This is a genomic window from Pedobacter sp. SG908 (assembly GCF_011759615.1).
Taxonomy (GTDB): Bacteria; Bacteroidota; Bacteroidia; order Sphingobacteriales; family Sphingobacteriaceae; genus Pedobacter; species Pedobacter riviphilus.
Genome location: NZ_JAAOYY010000003.1, coordinates 114986 through 135464 on the forward strand (window position 1 = coordinate 114986; position 20479 = coordinate 135464).

The 20479-nt window shown below is 38.6% G+C and carries 14 protein-coding genes; 12 read left to right on the top strand and 2 right to left on the bottom strand.

Translation table 11 applies throughout. The features are described from left to right. Positions 1-336: 336 nt before the first annotated feature. From FHT21_RS21205 to FHT21_RS21235, 7 genes are all read left to right on the top strand, one after another. On the top strand, positions 337-3348 hold the full coding sequence (locus tag FHT21_RS21205) for a TonB-dependent receptor (protein WP_167296742.1): 3012 nt from the start codon (positions 337-339) through the stop codon (positions 3346-3348). 10 nt (positions 3349-3358) lie between these two features. Continuing rightward, the gene (locus FHT21_RS21210; protein ID WP_167296743.1) at positions 3359-4831 is read left to right on the top strand and encodes a RagB/SusD family nutrient uptake outer membrane protein; all 1473 of its coding nucleotides are present in this window, start codon (positions 3359-3361) and stop codon (positions 4829-4831) included. Between the two features lie 66 nt (positions 4832-4897). Further along, positions 4898-6271, top strand: a complete 1374-nt coding sequence (locus FHT21_RS21215; protein WP_167296744.1) for a glucoamylase family protein — start codon at positions 4898-4900, stop codon at positions 6269-6271. Between the two features lie 58 nt (positions 6272-6329). Then, positions 6330-6731, top strand: coding sequence for a hypothetical protein (locus tag FHT21_RS21220; protein ID WP_167296745.1), 402 nt, complete (start codon positions 6330-6332; stop codon positions 6729-6731). 14 nt (positions 6732-6745) lie between these two features. Then, a complete protein-coding gene (locus FHT21_RS21225) occupies positions 6746-8500 on the top strand; it encodes a discoidin domain-containing protein (RefSeq protein ID WP_167296746.1) in 1755 nt (584 codons plus the stop codon). Positions 8501-8527: 27 nt separating this feature from the next. Then, the gene (gene bglX / locus FHT21_RS21230; RefSeq protein ID WP_167296747.1) at positions 8528-10825 is read left to right on the top strand and encodes a beta-glucosidase BglX; all 2298 of its coding nucleotides are present in this window, start codon (positions 8528-8530) and stop codon (positions 10823-10825) included. 67 nt (positions 10826-10892) lie between these two features. Continuing rightward, on the top strand, positions 10893-11672 hold the full coding sequence (locus FHT21_RS21235; RefSeq protein WP_167296748.1) for a dienelactone hydrolase family protein: 780 nt from the start codon (positions 10893-10895) through the stop codon (positions 11670-11672). A gap of 210 nt (positions 11673-11882) precedes the next feature. On the opposite strand, the gene FHT21_RS21240 is transcribed toward FHT21_RS21235, so the two are convergent. Together FHT21_RS21240 and FHT21_RS21245 are read right to left on the bottom strand one after the other, a co-directional pair. Next, positions 11883-12611: a YebC/PmpR family DNA-binding transcriptional regulator gene (locus FHT21_RS21240; RefSeq protein ID WP_167296749.1), complete on the bottom strand. Its 729-nt coding sequence runs from the start codon at positions 12609-12611 to the stop codon at positions 11883-11885. 75 nt (positions 12612-12686) lie between these two features. Further along, positions 12687-13631 carry an NAD-dependent epimerase/dehydratase family protein gene (locus FHT21_RS21245; RefSeq protein WP_167296750.1) on the bottom strand — a complete coding sequence of 315 codons (945 nt, stop codon included), beginning with the start codon at positions 13629-13631 and terminating at the stop codon, positions 12687-12689. Between the two features lie 201 nt (positions 13632-13832). Between FHT21_RS21245 and FHT21_RS21250 the strand changes: the two genes are divergently transcribed. The 5 genes from FHT21_RS21250 (at position 13833) to FHT21_RS21270 (ending at position 20464) form a co-directional block, all read left to right on the top strand. Then, positions 13833-14393 carry a sigma-70 family RNA polymerase sigma factor gene (locus FHT21_RS21250; protein WP_167296751.1) on the top strand — a complete coding sequence of 187 codons (561 nt, stop codon included), beginning with the start codon at positions 13833-13835 and terminating at the stop codon, positions 14391-14393. 106 nt (positions 14394-14499) lie between these two features. Next, positions 14500-15522, top strand: coding sequence for a FecR family protein (locus FHT21_RS21255; RefSeq protein ID WP_167296752.1), 1023 nt, complete (start codon positions 14500-14502; stop codon positions 15520-15522). Between the two features lie 193 nt (positions 15523-15715). After that, positions 15716-18646 carry a TonB-dependent receptor gene (locus FHT21_RS21260; protein ID WP_167296753.1) on the top strand — a complete coding sequence of 977 codons (2931 nt, stop codon included), beginning with the start codon at positions 15716-15718 and terminating at the stop codon, positions 18644-18646. 48 nt (positions 18647-18694) lie between these two features. Then, positions 18695-19600 carry a sugar phosphate isomerase/epimerase gene (locus tag FHT21_RS21265; protein WP_167296754.1) on the top strand — a complete coding sequence of 302 codons (906 nt, stop codon included), beginning with the start codon at positions 18695-18697 and terminating at the stop codon, positions 19598-19600. Positions 19601-19879: 279 nt separating this feature from the next. Next, positions 19880-20464, top strand: coding sequence for a gluconate 2-dehydrogenase subunit 3 family protein (locus tag FHT21_RS21270; RefSeq protein ID WP_167296755.1), 585 nt, complete (start codon positions 19880-19882; stop codon positions 20462-20464). Positions 20465-20479 lie beyond the last annotated feature (15 nt).

Here is a 20479-nt window from a genome sequence, read left to right on the forward strand (position 1 = left end):
CAAAATTGCTTCAATCTGCCTCCGAAACGTCTACAGAAAAAACGGTTTTAGAAGCTTTTTCGTGTTATCTTACCAGATCAAGACTACATCATTACCTCTCATAACGAATTTCTGCACCCCACAAAACACTTAGTGTTATTAATACACTTATGCGTATGTTAATATAATGTTAAAATCCAAAAAAACTACGTTTTTAGGCCAAAATCGCATTTGGTTTTATTAAGTGAGATAGCCCGTCGCCTACTATGATGTATTAATGTTGAGGTAAAAACACTTGCACATCAGCAAAAACAACCCCACATTTAACTAACAATTAAACTAAATTTATAATAAGGCATGAAAAGAATTTTTACAAGAATTTCTGTTCTCGCTGCATTTTGTTTGCTAACAATTAACGTAGCATTAGCGCAAAACATTACCGTAAAAGGTAAAGTAATTGATGGTGGTGATAAGACATCATTACCAGGCGTAACTATCTTAATTAAAGGAACACAAAATGGCACGCAAACAGATGAAAACGGCAACTACTCAATAAGTGCGCCAGCTAACGCCACATTGGTATTTAACTTTGTAGGCTATACAGCATTAGAACAGGCTGTAAATAATCAAACTACACTTAATGTATCACTAACTTCATCAACACAACAATTAGAGCAGGTTGTGGTTGTGGGTTATGGCACGCAGCGGAAAATTGATGTTACTGGATCGGTAGGAACAGTAAAAGGTGAAGATATTTCAAAACAGGCATCAGTAAACCCGGTAAGTGCATTACAGGGTAAAGTTGCAGGTGTATCGATTACCAATAATGGAACCCCAGGTTCTTCTCCACAAATTACTATACGTGGTACAAGTACTATTTATGGAAAAACAGGACCTCTTTACGTGGTAGATGGTGTGTGGTATGATGACATTAACTTTTTAAATCCGGCAGACATTGCTAATATCAGTATTCTAAAAGATGCATCGTCACAATCGATTTATGGTATCCGTGCAGCAAATGGTGTTGTTCTGGTAACCACTGTAAAAGGTAAAAAGGGAAATGCAGTAATTAATTACAATGGATCCGTTGGCCTTCAAAAAGTAACTAACCAGGTAGAAATGGCAAATGCGAGTGAATATGCTACTGCGGTAAACGAAGCATATAGCCTTCAATCTCCACCAGCAGCACCATTATTTGCAAATACAAACCTAGGTACTGGAACCAATTGGTACGATCAGGTATTGAGAACTGCTATGGTTAACAACCACCAATTATCTATTAGTGGTGGATCTGAAAAATCGACTTACAACTTCTCATTAGGTTACCTTGATCAGGATGGTATTGTAAAAAATAATAATTACAAACGTTATACCGTAAGGTTAGCTAACGATTATCAGATTTTTGAACCTTTAAAAATCGGTTATAATGTTGCAGGAACTTATAGTAAATCAAAAGACGCGCCATCAACAATTTTCAGGGCCATGTATGCGGCATCTCCGGTTGTACCTGTTTTTAATGCAGATGGCAGCTACGGTGATCCAAATGCTTTCAACCTGGGTAATGGAAGTAATATGAATCCCCAGGCTACTTTAGATTTCTTTAACCAAAATACAACCAAGTACAAAATCAACGGTAATGTATATGCAGAATTAAAATTTCTTAAAAACTTCACTTTCAAAACCAGTATAGGTGGCGATTTCGGTCAGGAAGAAGTTAGGGGATATGTGCCAAAATACAAAGCTACAAACACCCAATTGAGCACGAACAGTAAACTTGATATAGACCGCATCGAAAACAGGAACTGGCTCGTTGAGAACACTTTAACATTCGACAAAAAGTGGAGTGACCATAGTTTAACAGTATTGGCAGGTCAAACAGCTCAGCGTAATAAAATGTATACTATAAATGCTGATGCACAAAACGTCCCTTATACTTCAGAGGGGGATCTTTATTTGGCTTTAGGTGATGCAGCAAGTAGAAGTATTATCGACAAAGGAGAATTAAGTACATTTTCATCTTACTTTGTAAGGGTTAATTATGGTTACAAAAACAAATATTTGTTAAATGCTTCAATCAGAAGAGACGGGGCATCTCAATTTTTTGGATCTGATAACGTTTGGGGTAATTTCCCTTCAATCGGTGCAGGCTGGGTAATCAGTAACGAAGAATTCATGAAAAACCAAAACATCTTCAGTAATTTAAAATTAAGAGGAAGCTGGGGTAAAGTGGGTAATGCGGGGGTTCCATTTAATCCGTCAACCCAAACTGTTGATCAAACTGCTGCTCTAATTGCAATTTTTGGCGGTATTCCTTACACAGGTGCGAGTATTAGAACCCTTGTACCTCCAACCTTATTTTGGGAAAGAAGTGCAGGAACTGACATTGGCCTTGAAATGGGTTTCTTAAAAAACAGATTAAATGTTGAATTGGATTATTATAACAGAAAAACAGAACAGGCGATATTTGATATTCCGGTTCTAGGAAGTTTAGGAACAGTAAACAGTTCTATCATTGCAAATCAGGCCGACATTCAAAATCGTGGTTTCGAATTTTTAGCAACCTGGGCTGATAAAACATCAGGTGGGTTGACCTATTCGATTAGTGGAAACTTAGGAATAAACAACAATAAAGTATTAAACGTTACTTCTGGAGCAAATCCTATTTACAAAGGTGGCGCTGGCTTAACTAGTGGATATGTATCTACGAGAACTGTTAACAACAGACCTATTGGAGAATTCTATGGTTATCAGGTTGCCGGCATATTCCAAACGGATGCAGAGGCCGCAGCATGGCCTGGATTTAAAAAAGGTGATTTTAAATATGCAGATATTAACGGTGATGGATTGATCGATTTAAGAGACAGGGTTGTTCTTGGTAATCCAAATCCTAAATTCACTTATGGATTAAATACCAACTTCGCTTACAAAAACTTCGATTTAACATTAGATATTCAAGGTGTAGCCGATGTAGATGTATTTAATGCTAACCTGAGTAGCAGATTTGGTAACGAAAACTATACTAAGGATTTCTTTGATCACCGTTGGACTGGTCCTGGCACTTCAAATACCTATCCTTCTGCAGATTTAGCTGGTGGCCTTAACAATGCTCCAAACTCATTTTATGTAGAAAAAGGCGATTATATCAGATTAAGAAATATCCAGCTCGGATATAGCTTACCATCAGCAATTGTTAATAAATGGAAAATGCAACGCTTAAGAATATTCTTAAACGCACAAAATGCGGTTAACATTTTTGGATACAAAGGATTTAGCCCAGAGGTAGGTGGAACACCAACTAATGCAGGTATTGATACTAATGTATATCCTTTGTTCGCTACCTACAACTTTGGAGTTAACGTAACTTTCTAATCGACTTAAAATGAAAAAATATATAAATACACAATCATTTTTTGCTGCAGCTGCAATTAGTGCAGTACTTTTAACGGCATCATGCAAAAAAGATTTTCTAAATGTTCCGCCTCAAGCTCAGCAGCCATCAGTAACCTTTTGGAAAACGCCTGAGGACGCTTTAAAAGGTGTAAACGCAATTTATGCTAACTTACGCAGCTGGAACAATGTTGCTTTTAATGCAATAGCAATTGAAAGTACGGGTTCTGATGAGGCAGACAAAGGGAGTACACCTACTGATGCAACTTTTTTTAATCTTTACGATCAATTTACAGTTACATCCACTCATGGCACACTTCTAGATTTCTGGACAGGTCAGTACCAAAATATTAACCTTTGTAATCAGGTTCTTGATAACATCCCTAATATCAGTATGGATGAGAGTCTTAAAAACAGATATCTTGCAGAGGCCAAATTTGTTAGGGCATATTCTTATTTCAGATTGGTGCGGGCTTATGGTAATGTTGTATTAAGACTGCATGTACCAAAAGATAATAGCGAATATAATCTGCCGCAATCGGATAAAGCTACTGTTTACGCCCAAATCGAGAAAGACCTGAACGAAGCTGCTGCTGTTTTGCCTCAATCTTATGGCGCAGCAGATCTAGGAAGAGCAACCAAAGGAGCAGCTATTGGTTTACATGCCAAAGTAGCCATGTACCAAAACAAATGGGCAGATGTTCTTTCGTTAACTAATCAGGTAATGACTATGGGATATGATTTATTCCCTGACTTCGAAAAAGGTTTCAGAACCCAGAACGAAAATAATATCGAATCGTTATTTGAAGTGCAGGCAGAATTGGTCCCTGGAAACGCTGACGCATCTAATTCGCAGTACAGCCAGGTACAGGGTGTAGCTGGTATTATGGGTTGGGGTTTCAATACGCCATCAGAAGTATTAGCCAATGCTTTTGAAATAGGAGACCCACGTAGGGACGCGACCATATTGTTTAAAAATGAAACTACTCCACAGGGTGATTTAATCCCTAGCTCAGTACCAAATGAAAGATACAATCAAAAATCTTACGTGCCTTTCGCTATGCGTATATCTGGGTTTAATGAAGGCGCGCAACAAAATTTCAGGGTATTAAGATTTGCAGATATTCTTTTAATGAATGCAGAGGCTGCCAACGAGCAAGGCAATACCTCACAAGCATTAACTTCACTAAATAGAGTTCGTGCACGTGCAAGAGGTGGAAATATCAACATTCTTCCAGATGTTACCACTACGGACAAAACTACTTTACGGAATGCGATCTGGAAAGAAAGACAAGTAGAGCTTGCGATGGAAAATGATCGTTACTTCGATGTTATCCGTCAAGGAAGAGGTTTAGCTGTTTTTGGCCCTAAAGGCTGGAAAGCAAATAAAAATGAAGTTTGGCCAATTCCTCAGAACGAAATTGAGCTAAGTGGAAATCTGCTAAAACAAAATCCAGGTTACTAAAATTTAAATCTTTTAATAAAGGTTGTCGGTTAATACTGACAACCTTTCTTTCCTTTGTTCCGTGATATGTTGAAAACCGCCCCAAAGAAAATTACACTTATACTGGTAGCCACGCTTTGCTCCTTTTTGCTTGTTAGCGCTTGTACAAAAACTAAGAACGGCAAGTATAATCCCGATCTCACTATCAAAAAAAACCTTTCCGACATTGAATTATTGGATCTCGTGCAAAAACAGACGTTCCAATATTTTTGGGATGGGGCTGAACCCACATCGGGTGCTGGTAGAGAACGTTTTCATGTGGATAACATATACCCGGAAAATGATAAAAACACCGTAGCTACAGGCGCTACAGGCTTCGGTTTGATGGCCATTTTAAGCGGGATAGATAGAGGTTATGTAACCAAAAAAGAAGGATTAGACCGTTTAAACAAAATATTGGATTTCCTTTCCAAAGCAGACCGCTTTCATGGCGCATGGCCGCATTGGATAATTGGTGAAACAGGAAAAGTACGTCCATTTGGACAAAAAGACAATGGAGGCGATCTTGTAGAAACTTCTTTTGTTGCACAGGCTTTAATCTGTATTAACGAATATTATAAAAATGGGGCCGAACCTGAAAAAGCTTTGGCAAAAAAGGCAGATGAACTTTGGAAAGGAATCGATTTTAATTGGTTCCGCAACGGACAAAATGTGCTATACTGGCATTGGTCGCCAGCGTACAAATGGGAAATGAACTTTCCTGTAAAAGGCTATAATGAATGTTTGATCATGTATGTAATGGCCGCCTCCTCCCCTAGGCATGGTGTTCCTGCAGAGGTTTATCACGAAGGCTGGGCGAGAAACGGGCAGATTAAAACTAATTTCAACTTTTATGGTCATCCTTTTACACTTGATTATCAAGGTCAGAAAAATTCAGTAGGTCCATTATTTTGGGCGCATTACTCTTATCTGGGTTTAAACCCTAGGGGATTGAAAGACCGTTATGCCGATTACTGGGGAAACAATGTAAACCATACCCTTGCCATACACGATTACTGTGTGGCCAACCCAAAGAAATTTAAAGGTTATGGAGAAAATAACTGGGGCTTAACAGCCAGTTATTCGGTAAAAGGTTATGCTGCGCATAACCCTAAGGAAGATTTTGGTGTAATCTCTCCTACCGCAGCTATATCATCAATCCCATACACGCCAAAAGAATCGATGAAGGTAATCAGACATCTTTACGAAGATCTGGGAGATAAAGTTTGGGGGAAATATGGTTTTTACGATGCCTTTTCAGAGCAAGAGAACTGGTATCCGAAAAGATATTTAGGTATCGACCAAGGTCCAATGGTAGTGATGATCGAAAATTACAGATCAGGCCTACTTTGGAAGCTTTTTATGGGAAACAAAGATGTTCAAAGTGGATTAAAGAAACTGGATTTCCAATTTAAGCCATAGTATTCAATAGTATATAAATGTTTAGCCATCATATATTTCAAATTAAATCTACAGAACCATGAAAAGAATAATTTTAATATTAACAGCAATAATAGGATTTGTGACCCTAAATTCGGGCTTCACTACCATACCGGGCGCTAAACATAAAACCATAAAATCAAAGTTTGCAACCGTAAATGTAACTGCAACAAATTCTACCAGCGATGGCGTGTATGTTAGACTAGAAAACAATACCAGTGGTGGTGTTTATTCTTTCTTTATCCCACCAAACTCGCCAAGCGGAACAGTAATCGGACAAATACCAGAAAACGGAGACATTTACACTGTAAAATTAACTTCAACAGGTGGGGCACATGACATGTGGGTTTACTGGGAGCATCAATCGCACGTTACCGGACTAAGCGTTAGCGGAATGGCCATTGGCTGTTCGAGCTGTGCACGAATAAACATTTTTAACTAATCCCCATACGAATAATGGCTAAACATTTATTCAAAATATTTTTAATTTCATTGCTGTTCAGCGGTACTTATGCTGCATACGCCCAGCAAAAAACATATTGCAACCCAATTAATGTAGACTATGGATATACCCCTTTCGAGTCTTTTACCGAATGGGGCAAACACCGCGCCACAGCCGATCCGGTGATCGTAAATTATAAAGGCGATTTTTACCTTTTCAGCACCAACCAATGGGGTTATTGGCACAGCGCCGATATGCTGAACTGGAAATTCCACGAAAGAAAATTTCTCCGTCCATGGAATAAAACCAAAGACGAACTCTGTGCACCGGGCGTTGGCATTATTGGCGATACCATGGTGGTTTTTGGTAGCACTTACACCAAAAACTTCACCTTATGGGGAAGTACCGACCCAAAAGGCAATAAATGGTTTCCATTAGTCGATTCATTAGAAATAGGTGGATGGGATCCATCCTTTTTTACGGACGATGATGGCAAATTTTATATGTATAATGGAAGCAGTAACAACTATCCGATGTATGGTGTAGAATTAGACCGCAAAACTTTTCAACCGAAAGGTACCCGTACCCCCATGTACCTACTCCAAAGCTGGAGATATGGCTGGCAGCGTTTTGGTGAATATATGGACAATACTTTCCTTGATCCTTTTGCCGAAGGTGCCTGGATGACCAAACATAATGGCAAATATTACTTTCAATACGGCGCACCGGGAACCGAATTTAGTGGCTATTCTGACGGCGTGGTAGTTGGAACCAAGCCTTTGTTTTACGATACGCCTACAACCCCACAATCCGATCCTTTAAGTTATAAAGGCGGAGGATTTTCGCGTGGTGCTGGTCATGGAGCGACCTTCCAGGATAATAGCAAAAATTACTGGCATATCTCTACCAGCATTATCTGTGTAAAAAACACCTGGGAACGCAGAATGGGCATTTGGCCAACTGGTTTTGATAAAGACGATGTGATGTGGACGAATACCGCTTTTGGCGATTATCCACTCTATTTACCTTCCGAAAGGAAAGAGGGCGGACCTGCCGGGCCTGGCTGGATGCTCATCAACTATAAAAAACCGGTAACCGTTTCCTCAACTTTGGGAAGCTTTAACGCTAACAACGCCGTTGATGAAAATATAAAAACCTACTGGAGTGCCAAAACCGCCAATAATGGCGAGTGGATCCAGACCGATTTGGGCAGCTTGGCAACGGTAAACGCCATACAGATCAATTATGCAGATCAGGATGCTGAATTTTTAGGAAAACAGATCGGAATTTACCATCAATATAAAATCCTTTCCTCAACAGATGGGAAAAAATGGACTACCTTGGTTGATAAAAGCCAAAATAAAACCGATGTTCCACATGATTACATCGAACTCCAAAAGCCAGTAAAAACCAGGTTCATCAAAATGGTAAACATACATATGCCAACCGGAAAATTCGCCATTAGCGGTTTACGCGTTTTCGGCAATGGAAATGGAGAAAAACCAATAACGGTTAAAAACCTGATTGTATTAAGGACTGAAAAAGACAAGCGCAGCGCCTACATTAAATGGCAGCCTGTTGATAATGCTTTTGCCTACAACCTTTATTACGGTACTGCACCCGATAAACTGTACAACTGCATCATGATCCACGATTTTAACGAATACTGGTTTAAAGCAATGGACAGTCAGAAAACGTATTATTTTGCCATAGAAGCAATAAATGAGAATGGTATATCGGCAAAAACCGAAGTGAAGAAAGTTGATTAATAAAGAATAAACACACATATAATGATAATGAAGAGAGCGAATATCCTGGTTGTTTTTTTAACCCTGTTTGTGCTGAACGGATCGGCACAAACCAAAAAGCCTGTTTCGACAGAAGAAGCGAAGATGAACACTTTCATCAGCAACCTGATGGCGAAAATGACCATTGACGAAAAAATTGGTCAGCTGAACCTGCCTAGTTCTGGCGATATCACCACTGGACAGGCCAACAGCAGTGACATTTCTAAAAAAATAAAAGCAGGACAAGTTGGTGGTTTATTCAACATCAAAGGTGTAGATAAGATCAAGGCTGTTCAAAAAATAGCGGTAGAAAACAGTCGCATGAAAATTCCTTTGCTTTTTGGAATGGACGTTATACACGGCTACAATACCGTTTTCCCGATTCCTTTGGGCGTAAGCTGCATCTGGGATATGGCAACTGTACAAAAATCGGCCCGTATAGCAGCAATAGAAGCCAGTGCGAGCGGCATTAACTGGACCTTCTCTCCTATGGTTGATATTTCGAGAGATCCACGTTGGGGACGTATCTCAGAAGGCAGTGGAGAAGATGCTTATTTAGGCTCGCAGATTGCTGCAGCCATGGTAAAAGGTTATCAGGGTAAACTTCAGGCCAATAATGAGATTTTAGCCTGTGTAAAACACTATGCGCTTTATGGTGCTGCCGAAGCTGGTAGAGATTACAATACCACCGATATGAGCAAAGTACGCATGTACAACGAATATTTTCCACCTTATAAAGCAGCTGTTGATGCAGGAGCTGCCAGCATAATGGCATCCTTTAACGAAGTTGATGGCATTCCTGCAACGGGAAACAAATGGTTAATGACAGATGTTTTACGCAATCAATGGGGTTTTAAAGGCTTTGTGGTAACCGATTATACAGGTATTCCTGAAATGATTGCACATGGTATGGGCGATTTACAGACCGTTTCAGCGTTGGCCTTAAATGCAGGTATTGATATGGACATGGTTGGTGAAGGTTTTTTAGGAACCCTAAAAAAATCATTGGCTGAGAAAAAAGTAGGAATCACGCAGATCGATAGAGCCTGCAGATTGGTACTTCAGGCAAAATACAAACTCGGCTTATTTACCGATCCTTATAAATTCTGTAACGCAGAAAGGGCAGAAAAAGAGGTTTTTAGTCCGGCTAATCGCCAAGTGGCGCGTGAAGTTGCTGGCGAAAGCTTTGTATTGTTAAAAAACAATAACAATATCCTCCCGTTAAAAAAATCGGGCACCATTGGTTTGATTGGTCCACTAGCCGATAATACCGCAAATATGTATGGTACCTGGAGTGTTGCTGCCCTTTTTGATCAATCGGTAACCGTGCTGCAAGGTTTAAAAAATGCTTTGGGTAATAATGCTAAAATATTAACTGCACGTGGTGCCAACTTCCTGTCCGATTCTACCATGGAGCACCGATATGTAAATATCCATAACCCTACTTACAAACGCGATCCACGTACAGAAGCCGAAATGATCAAAGAAGCTTTAGAAGTAGCGAAAAAATCGGATGTAATTGTGGCTACTGTTGGCGAAGGCTCCGAATTTACAGGTGAAAGTAGCAGTGTTACGGATATACAGATACCGGAAACACAGAAAAATTTGTTAAAAGCTTTGGCCAAAACTGGTAAACCAGTAGTATTGGTGCTCTTTACAGGCCGCCCATTGGCATTGAATTGGGAACAAGAGAACATCCCGGCTATTTTGAATGTATGGTTTCCGGGTAGCGAAGCAGGAAATGCCATTGCCGATGTTCTTTTTGGCGATGTGAATCCTTCAGGCAAATTAAGCGCAACCTTTCCTCAAAACGTTGGTCAGGTGCCATTGTACTATGCGCATAAAAATACCGGTCGTCCATTGGCTGAAGGCAAATGGTTCGAAAAATTCCGTTCTAACTATTTAGACGTAAGCAACGATCCATTATATCCATTCGGCTTTGGTTTAAGCTATACCTCATTTAATTATAGTGATGTTAAACTGAGCGCAAATACATTAACCAAAGGGAAATCGATCACTGCATCGGTTACATTAAGCAATACAGGCAAATATGAAGGTAAAGAGGTTGTTCAATTATATACTCAAGACCTTGTGGGTAGCATTACCCGACCGGTAAAAGAGCTAAAAGGTTTTCAAAAAATTAATTTAAAAGCTGGAGAAAGTAAAACCGTTATTTTCAATATTTCCGAAAACGACCTTAAGTTTTACAATTCTGATCTAAAATTTGTTGCAGAACCCGGCGATTTTAAAGTATTTATAGGAACAAATTCGCGTGATGTAAAAGAAGCATCTTTTACACTGAAATAAAGACAATTTGGTTTGGTTATAAACCCTGAGCTATTGTAAAATAGCCAGGGTTTTCTATTTTTGTTAAATGAAAAAGATTATTTTAACTACCTGCATTCTTTTTTCTGTACTCTTTTTAAACGCTCAAGACTTAAAAAAATACGACAGGGGAAGCTATATCAAAGGAAAGGACTCTATTTACTACAGAATCCTGTTTCCAGAGAATTTTAATCCCGACCAAAAATATCCACTCGTAATTTTTCTGCATGGTGTTGGAGAAAGGGGTATCGATAATGGCAATCAATTATTACACGGAGGAAAACTGTTCTTAAAGAACGATGTGCGTAAAAATTTCCCTGCTATTGTGGTTTTCCCTCAGTGCCCACCTAACGATTTTTGGGCAAATGCCAATTTTGAGAAAGATGCCAAAGGTAAAAGGAAAATCAGTTTTGTAGAAGGTGGCAAACCAACTAAAATTATGCATGCGCTACAAGGAATGGTTAGAAATTTCCTTAATAAACCTTATATAAACCAAGATCAAGTATACGTTGGTGGTTTATCTATGGGAGCAATGGGTACCTACGAATTGTTAAGGAGAGAACGCCGTAAATTTGCCGCAGCTATTGCTATTTGTGGTGGAGACAATACCAACAACATTAAAAAATATCAAAAAATACCACTTTGGATCTTTCATGGTGCAAAAGATGATATTGTAGACCCTGTATTTTCGATTGCCATTGCCGAGCGACTAAAAACCGTTGGCGATGAAGTGAAATTCACCCTGTATCCAAATGCAAACCACAATAGCTGGGACAATGCCTTTGCCGAACCGGAGTTGTTAAGCTGGTTGTTTTCGCATAAGCGGTAATAGATAAATCAAACTCTGCGGTTTTCTCGCTATCGTCGCCCTGAATTTATTTTAGGGTCTTTCTTAGATAGATGCTGACCACCTTGTAGCTGTTAGGTATTTAATACAATAGGAAATAACTACTAAAAATAAGTTCAGCATAACGACCAAATGCAAAAAAAGGTCCTGACAATAAAATCAGGACCTTTTCTATACATTTTCTACTTGATATTATTCTGCCATATTATGGTAAACGGCCTGCACATCATCATCTTCCTCCAACTTATCGATTAATTTTAGCACATCAGCAGCCTGCTCTTCTGTAACCTCGTGATGAGATAAAGCAATACGCTCCAATTTAGAGCTTTTTAACTCGATGCCTTTTTCTTCTAAAGCTTTTTGCAATGAACCAAAGTTTTCGAATGCACCCTGTGCTACTGCGATATCATTTCCTTCTTCATCGGCCTCAACATAAAGTTCCTCTAAGCCCGCATCAATTAATTCGAACTCTAGCTCTTCCAGATCTAAACCTTCTGCAGGTACGAAACGGAAAATAGATTTACGGTTAAAAACAAAATCCAACGATCCGGTTTTTCCTAAAGTTCCATTCGTTTTATTAAAATAACTACGAACATTTGCTACGGTACGGTTGGTATTATCAGTAGCTGTTTCAATTAAAACGGCTACGCCATGTGGCGCATAACCTTCGTATACAATTTCTTCATAGTTAGCCAAAGATTTATCAGATGCTCGTTTAATTGCTGCCTCTACCCTATCTTTTGGCATGTTTACGGCTTTCGCATTTTGCATAGCCGTACGTAAACGAGAGTTGGTTTCAGGATGAGGTCCTGATTCCTTAACCGCCATTACGATATCTTTACCAATACGCGTAAACTGAACCGCCATTTTGGCCCAACGCTTAAATTTTCTCTCTTTTCTAAATTCGAATGCTCTTCCCATTGTTTGGAGTATTGAGATATAAGATTTGAGTTGTGAGACCTTAAGCCTTCAACCTTCAAACCCTCTACCTTTACATTATTTTTTTAAATTATTTAACATATCAGTCGTCAGTTTCGATAAATCGAACTCTGGTTTCCATCCCCAATCTTTTGCTGCGTAGTTGTCATCAATAGAACGTGGCCAGCTGTTTGCAATTTGCTGACGAGGATCGTTAGCGCTGTAAGTTAGCGTAAAATCCGGAATATGTTTTCTGATCTCGGCTGCTAAAACCTCTGGTGTAAAACTTACCCCAGCAAAATTATAACTGCTGCGCACTGAAATCTGATCTGCAGGGGCATCCATCAGCTCGATTGTTCCGCGGATAGCATCATCCATATACATCATAGGTAATTCTGTTTCCGCATTTAAGAAACTCTGGTAGCTACCTTTTTTCAACGCATCGTGGAAAATGTGGATGGCATAATCTGTTGTTCCGCCACCTGGTGCAGCTTTCCAGCTGATTAATCCCGGATACCGGATGCTACGTACATCTAATCCGTATTTCTGGTTATAATATTCGCACCAGCGCTCACCTGCCAGTTTACTAATTCCATAAACAGTATTCGGATCCATTACACAATATTGTGAAGTATTATCTTTTGGCGAATTCGGTCCAAATACTGCGATAGAACTTGGCCAATATACTTTTGCAGTTTTATATTCTAAAGCTAAATCTAAAACATTCAATAAGCCATTCATATTCAAATCCCAGGCTAGCTTTGGATTTTGCTCGCCTGTAGCCGATAATAAAGCCGCTAAAAGGTAAACCTGTGTTGGTCTGTATTTATGGAAAATGCCATTGATCATTTCCTTATCAAGTACATTCACAAATTCAAACGGTGCAGAGTTTTTGATATCATAATCAGGCCTGCGTATATCGCATGCAACAACATGATCATCACCATATATTTTACGTAACATGGTTACCAACTCGGTACCAATTTGCCCGTTAGAGCCTAAAACAACAATTTTTTCTTGCATATTTTTTTTGAGATTGAGCAAAGGTAAAAAAATGAGATAAAAGGCGATAAAATATTTATACTTAGTGTATATAATAGTGGAGAATTATTTAAAATAAGCTAATTGGATAAACTGGTTAACTGTTAACTGCAAATTGCCAACTGAAACTTCAACATTAATTTTATACATTTACTACACTCGTACCGTATAACCAAGTAACAAATGACTCACCCTGAGCCTGAAAAATCTGAAGATTTAATTAAACGCCTGAAACTAGGCGATAAGCAGGCTTACGAAAAAATATATTTTACCTACAGTAATGAGCTTTTATTGGCGGCCTACAAAAAAACAGGCGATAAGGTAATTGCTGAAGAACTGGTACAGAATATCTTTATCTCCCTTTGGGAAAAGCGGGAGAGAACAGGAATCAATAACCTCCAGGCTTATTTGTTCGGCGCCTTGAAGTTAAGCGTAATCAACTACATCAGGAGTTTGGTTATGCAAAACAAATACATGGAGTACCAAACCCTAACCTATTCAGAAAACCATCAGGATACCGCAAATCTGGTCGATCTTCACGATCTATCTTCCATCATTGAAGAAGGTATCAACTCACTTCCAGAAAAAACACAAGAAGTTTTCAGGCTTAGCCGGTACCAACACCAATCTACTAAAGATATTTCTACTGGTCTAAATATCTCAGAAAAAGCCGTAGAGTATCATATCACCCAATCTATTAAAAGGATAAAAGAGTACATTAAAAATTTTTACATCTTTTTATAGCTGATTATCAGGTAATTAAAACTTATTTCATTTTTTATCACGCCTAGCTTTAGGGTTTCGCTCCTGTTGCGTTACTTGTGTAATATAAGACCAAATATTCTTTTTTATGGACCAGAAATCATTTTACGATTTACTAAGCCGTTACGAAAACGGAAATTGTACTGAAGCCGAAAGGCTATGGGTAGATAAATGGTACCATAACTTAAATAGCCAGAATTTTAAAGATCTATCGTCAACTGCGCTCGAAGAGATGCAGATAAATACCTGGTTTGGCATCAATAGCATTGGGCAGAAACCAACAAACATATTAAGGGTTAAAAAGCTTTGGCCAAAATTTGCCATTGCAGCATCTATTGTCATTGCATTTTTTATTGCTGGTTTATATTTAACCACTTACAACCATGCCGAACAATCTTTCATTGATGAAAATGATGGTTTAAGCTTAATCAGCAAAACAAATGAGGGCGACAGTAGTCTGGTTATCACACTTAGTGATGAAAGTACGGTAACACTTAAACCGCAGGCAAACATTATTTACCCTAAGGTTTTTGCAACTAACAAAAGAATGGTTTACCTAAAGGGAAGTGCATTTTTCTCGGTAAGCAAAAATCCTAAGCGTCCATTTTATGTATACAATCAAAAATTGGTTGTTCGGGTTTTGGGCACTAGCTTTTGGGTAAAATCATCAACTGATAAACTTCCAGCTCAGGTTGCGGTAAGAACTGGTAAAGTTCAGGTAGCCGAAAATCAGAAAAGTTCGCTGTTTACTTTCGCTAAAGAGAAATTGGCTAAACCAATTCTACTTACGCCAAACCAAAAGGGCATTTTTGCTGATCACAAATTAAACAAAACATTGGTAAGCAAGCCCATCCCATTGGCCGAAGCTTATAATATACCCACAAGTTTGAGCTACAATTTTAAAGAAGAAAGCGTTAAAGAAATTTTCAAAACCTTATCTGAAGCTTATGGGATAGAGATAAAATCGGATAATGAACAGATTTCGACCTATACTTTTACCGGAGATTTAAGCAAGAAAGGGCTATATGAGCAGCTCGACCTGATCTGCGGAACCATCTCAAGCAAATATTATATTCAGGGAACTAGTATTATAGTTTCCAATAAAAACTAACCAATATATAAACATGATGAAGAAGAACCACAACACCAACAGCCCGTAACCGCGGCTCCGCTTTCCATAATATTTTTCTAAAAACAAAGCCGACAATGTGGGGCATTGCCGGCGAGTTAAATACATCAGAAATGTATTCATGGTATTTCTATGTCCAATAAATCCAATCATTTAATGAACAATAACCAAATTTATGAAAAAAAATCAACTTATTTCGCTGGCGATATATGCAATGAGAGTTTCGATTTACCAAATACTTGCAATAATAATTTTTACTTGTGCTGCATTTGCAAATAATGTAGGCGCACAGGATTTTTTGAATATACCCATTTCGATCAAAGCCGATCAAACAGATATTAAAACCATTATTGAAAAAACAGAACACTTAGCCAATGTTAAATTTGTTTACAGTCCACAGTTAATAAACTCTAACCGTAAAGTTTCTATCAATGTGGTTAACCAAAAACTTAAATACTTTCTTGAGAATTCGCTAAAACGTTATGACGTGGGATATAGGATAGTTAAGGATCAGATTCTGCTCTATTCTATTCCCGCAAATAACAACCTCGAACTACTCAGAACCTTCGAAGGTATTGTTACCGGAAAAGTAACAGATAGTAAAGGCAATGCCATTCCCGGTGTATCGATTACCGTTAAGGGGAAATCAATAGGAACCACAACCGACGAAAATGGAGCCTTTGCATTAAAGGGCCTAACTGTTGATAGCCGAATACTCGTGGTAAGATACGTAGGTTTCATTTCTAAGGAGGTAAATCTATCACCAGGCAATGCAGATGAAAACCTGAGCATCAGCCTATCAGAAGATAACCTACAATTGGAAAGTGTGATGGTAACCGGCGGTAACCCAAAGAAAAAATTAGAAAGTAGTGTGGCTTTAACCTCAGTGAGCAATAAAGATATCACCAACAGGGCGCCATTAAACAGCACCGATTTATTAAAGGCGATACCGGGATTAACAGTAGAAAGTACAGGTGGCGATGGCCCAGGTAACGTTTGGGTAAGGGGCTTTCCGCAACAGGGCGGCTACATTTTCTTAGGCATACAAGAAGATGGTTTACCGCTTTTGCCAACAGGTTTCAACACTAACCCATCTGTAGATCAATATTATAAAACAGATTTAACCATCCAGAATATCGAAGCCATTAGAGGTGGTAATGCTTCAATTGTACAGGCCAATACACCAGGTGCTGTGGTAAACAACATCAGTTATGTTGGTGCAGATAAACAGTATGGCCAATTTAAGTTTACAACAGGTTTTTCGCAAGGTTTATACCGTTTTGATGGAAACACTGGCGGCAAAATAAACGATCAGATTAAATATAATATCGGTGGTTTTTACCGTACCGATAATGGCGTGGTAGATCAGGGCTTTAATCCGGCTAACCAGGGCGGGCAGATTAAAGGAAACATGACTTTCAATTTTAAGAACAATAAAGGCTTTATCAGAGTATATGGCAAATACCTGAATGATAAAGTCCAGTTCTTATTAACAAGTTATTATCCTTACGATGGTACCGGAAAACCAACTACTTACCGCGATTATAATATGGCAACGCAATCAATTACACCGATTCAAACCGATTGGAGCTACAATGATCCTACCAACGGGAGCCATAATTTTAGTTTAACAGATGGAATCCACACCAAATTAGGTTCAGGTGGTTTTCAATTCAACTATTTAACTGATAATGGCTGGCAGATTGTGAACAATTTCCGTTACCAAAATACACATACTAATTCTACTTATACTGCCCCTGCAGGAATTGTAGCGAGAACAGCAGCAACACCTTATTACTACCCTGGTGGTTCAGTAGCGCCTTTTGTAGCTGGAGATTATGTAATTACCTCTAATGCGCAGGGACAAATTAACAGTGATGTTCAGATCATTAATTACCTGGATTTAAGAAAAAAAGTAAAAGATCATAGTATTAACATCGGATTGGGCATTCACCAATATAACCGAGATGATTTACGTTATGCTTTCCGTTCATTTACCGAATTTAAAGAACATCCAAGCATTTTATTACAGTCACCAACAGCGGCAGAACGTACCATTCAAACCAAAAATACTTTCATTGGCGATACCAGAACGCTATCTGCTTATGCAGGCGATGAAATTAAAATATCAGAAAAATGGCGTTTGGATATTGGAGTAAGAATTGACAATCAGAATGTTAAAGGCGACCGGCCTTACTACGCACTAAATGCCAATGGTACAGTTAATACAACCGCCAGTGCAACCCCTACAATTTTAGGTTACACGCATTATGATGAAACTTTAACCAATTGGGCAGCTTCGTTAGGGGCAAACTACAAAATAAACACAACATCAAGTATTTTCGCTAGAGCAACCAAAGCTTACAATGCGCCAAACATTGGCGATTATAATGCATCGGCTTATAACGCAGCAAACATAAAAAAACGCCCTGTTTATTTGGGTGAAATTGGTTTTAAATATGCTAAAAACAATCTGGCTATCTTTGCCTCAGGCAGTTACTCAGCAATTAAAAACACATCATTAACCATTAATGTTCCTACAGTTGCATCAGGCTTACAGGCATTGGTGGCATTTGGTTCTACACGTACCTGGAGTGCCGAGTATGAGGTTTCTTACAAAATTGCCAAACCACTAAGCTTACGTTTAACAGGAACATTGCAAGATTCTAAATACACAGATTACGAAGCAAACACAAGTGGAAATGCCGCTGTTGCGGCCGAATTTGGCAATCGTATTTACAGTTTCACTGGCAATAGAACCGAACGTGTTCCGGTACTCAACACAGAACTTGGTGCCAATTACGACTACAAAAACTTTAACCTCTATGTAGCAGCCAATTATGTTGGAAACCGTTTCACTTCACCTAGCGAAAGTTATAAACTACCAAGTTACATAGTAATGAAAGCTGGTGCTGGTTATAACTTTACTAAGAAAATAGCAATAAGATTTTGGGCAGACAACTTGTTAAATGCAAAAGTGTTGACAGAAGGCGATGTTCGCGGAGATCAGTTTAGAGATTTCTCAACAGTAAGCCCTGGTCAATTAATGATTGGCAGAACTTTACTTCAACGTACATTCTGGGGATCATTAGCTTATTCATTCTAACAAATAAAACCGGAGTTTACACTCCGGTTTTTTTAATTCTAAAACATCATGACAACAAGAAGATCATTTTTACAACAGGTAAGCATTGCTGGTGCAACAGCTTTTTTAAGTCCATCTATTATTACAACAGCTTTAGCCCAATCTGCCAAAGTCTCAAAAATCGGAATCGGTCTTTTTACCCTACGCGAACAACTAACTGCAGATGTAAAAGCCACCATCGAGCAGGTTGCCAAAATTGGTTATAATCAGGTAGAAACCTATTATGGTTATCCTGGCAAATATGAAGTAAAAGGCTTTTGGGGTTTGGAGGCGAAAGACTTCAATGCGTTGTTAAAAGCAAATGGACTCTCCTCTCCCAGCGGCCATTACAACGTAACTGAGTTTTTATCCTCAGGTGATGATAAAGTGCTAAAATCGCACATTGAAACTGCGGCTACTGTTGGACAGAAATATTTCGTTATCCCAGCCTTGCCTGCAGATATCAGAGCCAATGGAACATTGGATGATTATAAACGTATGGCCGCAAAATTTAACCAGGCAGCTGAGCTTTGCCGAAAATCAGGTTTAAAACTGGCCTACCACAATCACAACTTCGAATTTAAAGACCAGGGAAACGGTGTTACCGGTTACGAAATCCTGCTCAACGAAACAGATACCAACCTGGTAGGTTTTGAACTCGATATTTTTTGGGCAGTAAATGCAGGCTTAAACCCGGTGGATATGTTCAAGAAAAATCCCGGACGTTTTAAAATGTTTCATGTTAAAGATATGGACAAAACTGATAAAGCGGTTTTTGTAGAAGTGGGTGCCGGAAGGATCGATTTCAAAAGTATTTTTGCAGTGTCGAAACTCGCGGGAGTAGATTATATTTTCACAGAGCAAGACATCATTAAAAAACCACCCTATGAGAGTATAACAGAAAGCTATAATTACATCAAAAAAAATTTACTTTAGGCCGATTTTCTCCCTAAAAAATCTACCTTTTTATATTTATTAGTAAATAATATGCTCGCCTATACTAAATGTACTTTTTACACCAAGTAAAATCCACATAAAAACAGGCTCTAAACCACAATAAAGCAATAAAATACCTGTTATTTAGAATAATTCTACTCAGTAACAATCACATTGCAGACTGATAATTTAACTAAAAAAAGTTATTCTTTCCGTTATATTTTTTCTAATATTACTAATTCAACACGTAAGTAACCAATATATAAAATCATAAAGACGATGCACAGAAGAGAAGCACTCAAAAACGTTGCATTTTTGCTGGGAGGAGCAATCTCGGCAAGTACAATGGGCGTTTTATTTGAAAGTTTTACGCTCCCGGAAAACGAAAAGAATTTTGTACTTTATTCGCTCGAAGATGAAAAGATCTTTGCTGAATTCGCTGATATTATTGTCCCGACGACCAAATCATCTGCTGGAGCCAAAGCTGCAGGCTTAGGAAAGTTTATTCCTATGATGATGAAAGATTGTTATCCTGCTACCATGCAAGCCTCATTTGCACAAGGATTTAAAGATCTTCAGGCTAAATCAATGAAAGATTTCGGAAAAAGCTACATTACCTTAACACCTGCCGACCGTAAAAAACTAATGATCGATTTGAGAACAATTGCACTTGCCCAAAAAGAGAGCAAATCGGAAGAGAACAAAGATTTAGCTTACTTTTTTATTACCGCAAGAGATTTAACCCTACTCGGTTATTATTCTTCAGAAATTGGTTGCACCAAAGCACGCGAATATGTGCTTATTCCAGGCCGATATGATGGCAACGCACCTTTAAAACCTGGCCAAAGATCTTGGGCAACGTAATTTCTAACAACAACT

What these genes read in the sequence shown, in the direction of transcription:
- FHT21_RS21205 (WP_167296742.1), top strand. Translation starts at nt 337, where the DNA reads ATGAAAAGAATTTTTACAAGAATTTCTGTTCTCGCTGCATTTTGTTTG.
- FHT21_RS21210 (WP_167296743.1), top strand. Translation starts at nt 3,359, where the DNA reads ATGAAAAAATATATAAATACACAATCATTTTTTGCTGCAGCTGCAATT.
- FHT21_RS21215 (WP_167296744.1), top strand. Translation starts at nt 4,898, where the DNA reads ATGTTGAAAACCGCCCCAAAGAAAATTACACTTATACTGGTAGCCACG.
- FHT21_RS21220 (WP_167296745.1), top strand. Translation starts at nt 6,330, where the DNA reads ATGAAAAGAATAATTTTAATATTAACAGCAATAATAGGATTTGTGACC.
- FHT21_RS21225 (WP_167296746.1), top strand. Translation starts at nt 6,746, where the DNA reads ATGGCTAAACATTTATTCAAAATATTTTTAATTTCATTGCTGTTCAGC.
- bglX (WP_167296747.1), top strand. Translation starts at nt 8,528, where the DNA reads ATGAAGAGAGCGAATATCCTGGTTGTTTTTTTAACCCTGTTTGTGCTG.
- FHT21_RS21235 (WP_167296748.1), top strand. Translation starts at nt 10,893, where the DNA reads ATGAAAAAGATTATTTTAACTACCTGCATTCTTTTTTCTGTACTCTTT.
- FHT21_RS21240 (WP_167296749.1), bottom strand. Translation starts at nt 12,611, where the DNA reads ATGGGAAGAGCATTCGAATTTAGAAAAGAGAGAAAATTTAAGCGTTGG.
- FHT21_RS21245 (WP_167296750.1), bottom strand. Translation starts at nt 13,631, where the DNA reads ATGCAAGAAAAAATTGTTGTTTTAGGCTCTAACGGGCAAATTGGTACC.
- FHT21_RS21250 (WP_167296751.1), top strand. Translation starts at nt 13,833, where the DNA reads ATGACTCACCCTGAGCCTGAAAAATCTGAAGATTTAATTAAACGCCTG.
- FHT21_RS21255 (WP_167296752.1), top strand. Translation starts at nt 14,500, where the DNA reads ATGGACCAGAAATCATTTTACGATTTACTAAGCCGTTACGAAAACGGA.
- FHT21_RS21260 (WP_167296753.1), top strand. Translation starts at nt 15,716, where the DNA reads ATGAAAAAAAATCAACTTATTTCGCTGGCGATATATGCAATGAGAGTT.
- FHT21_RS21265 (WP_167296754.1), top strand. Translation starts at nt 18,695, where the DNA reads ATGACAACAAGAAGATCATTTTTACAACAGGTAAGCATTGCTGGTGCA.
- FHT21_RS21270 (WP_167296755.1), top strand. Translation starts at nt 19,880, where the DNA reads ATGCACAGAAGAGAAGCACTCAAAAACGTTGCATTTTTGCTGGGAGGA.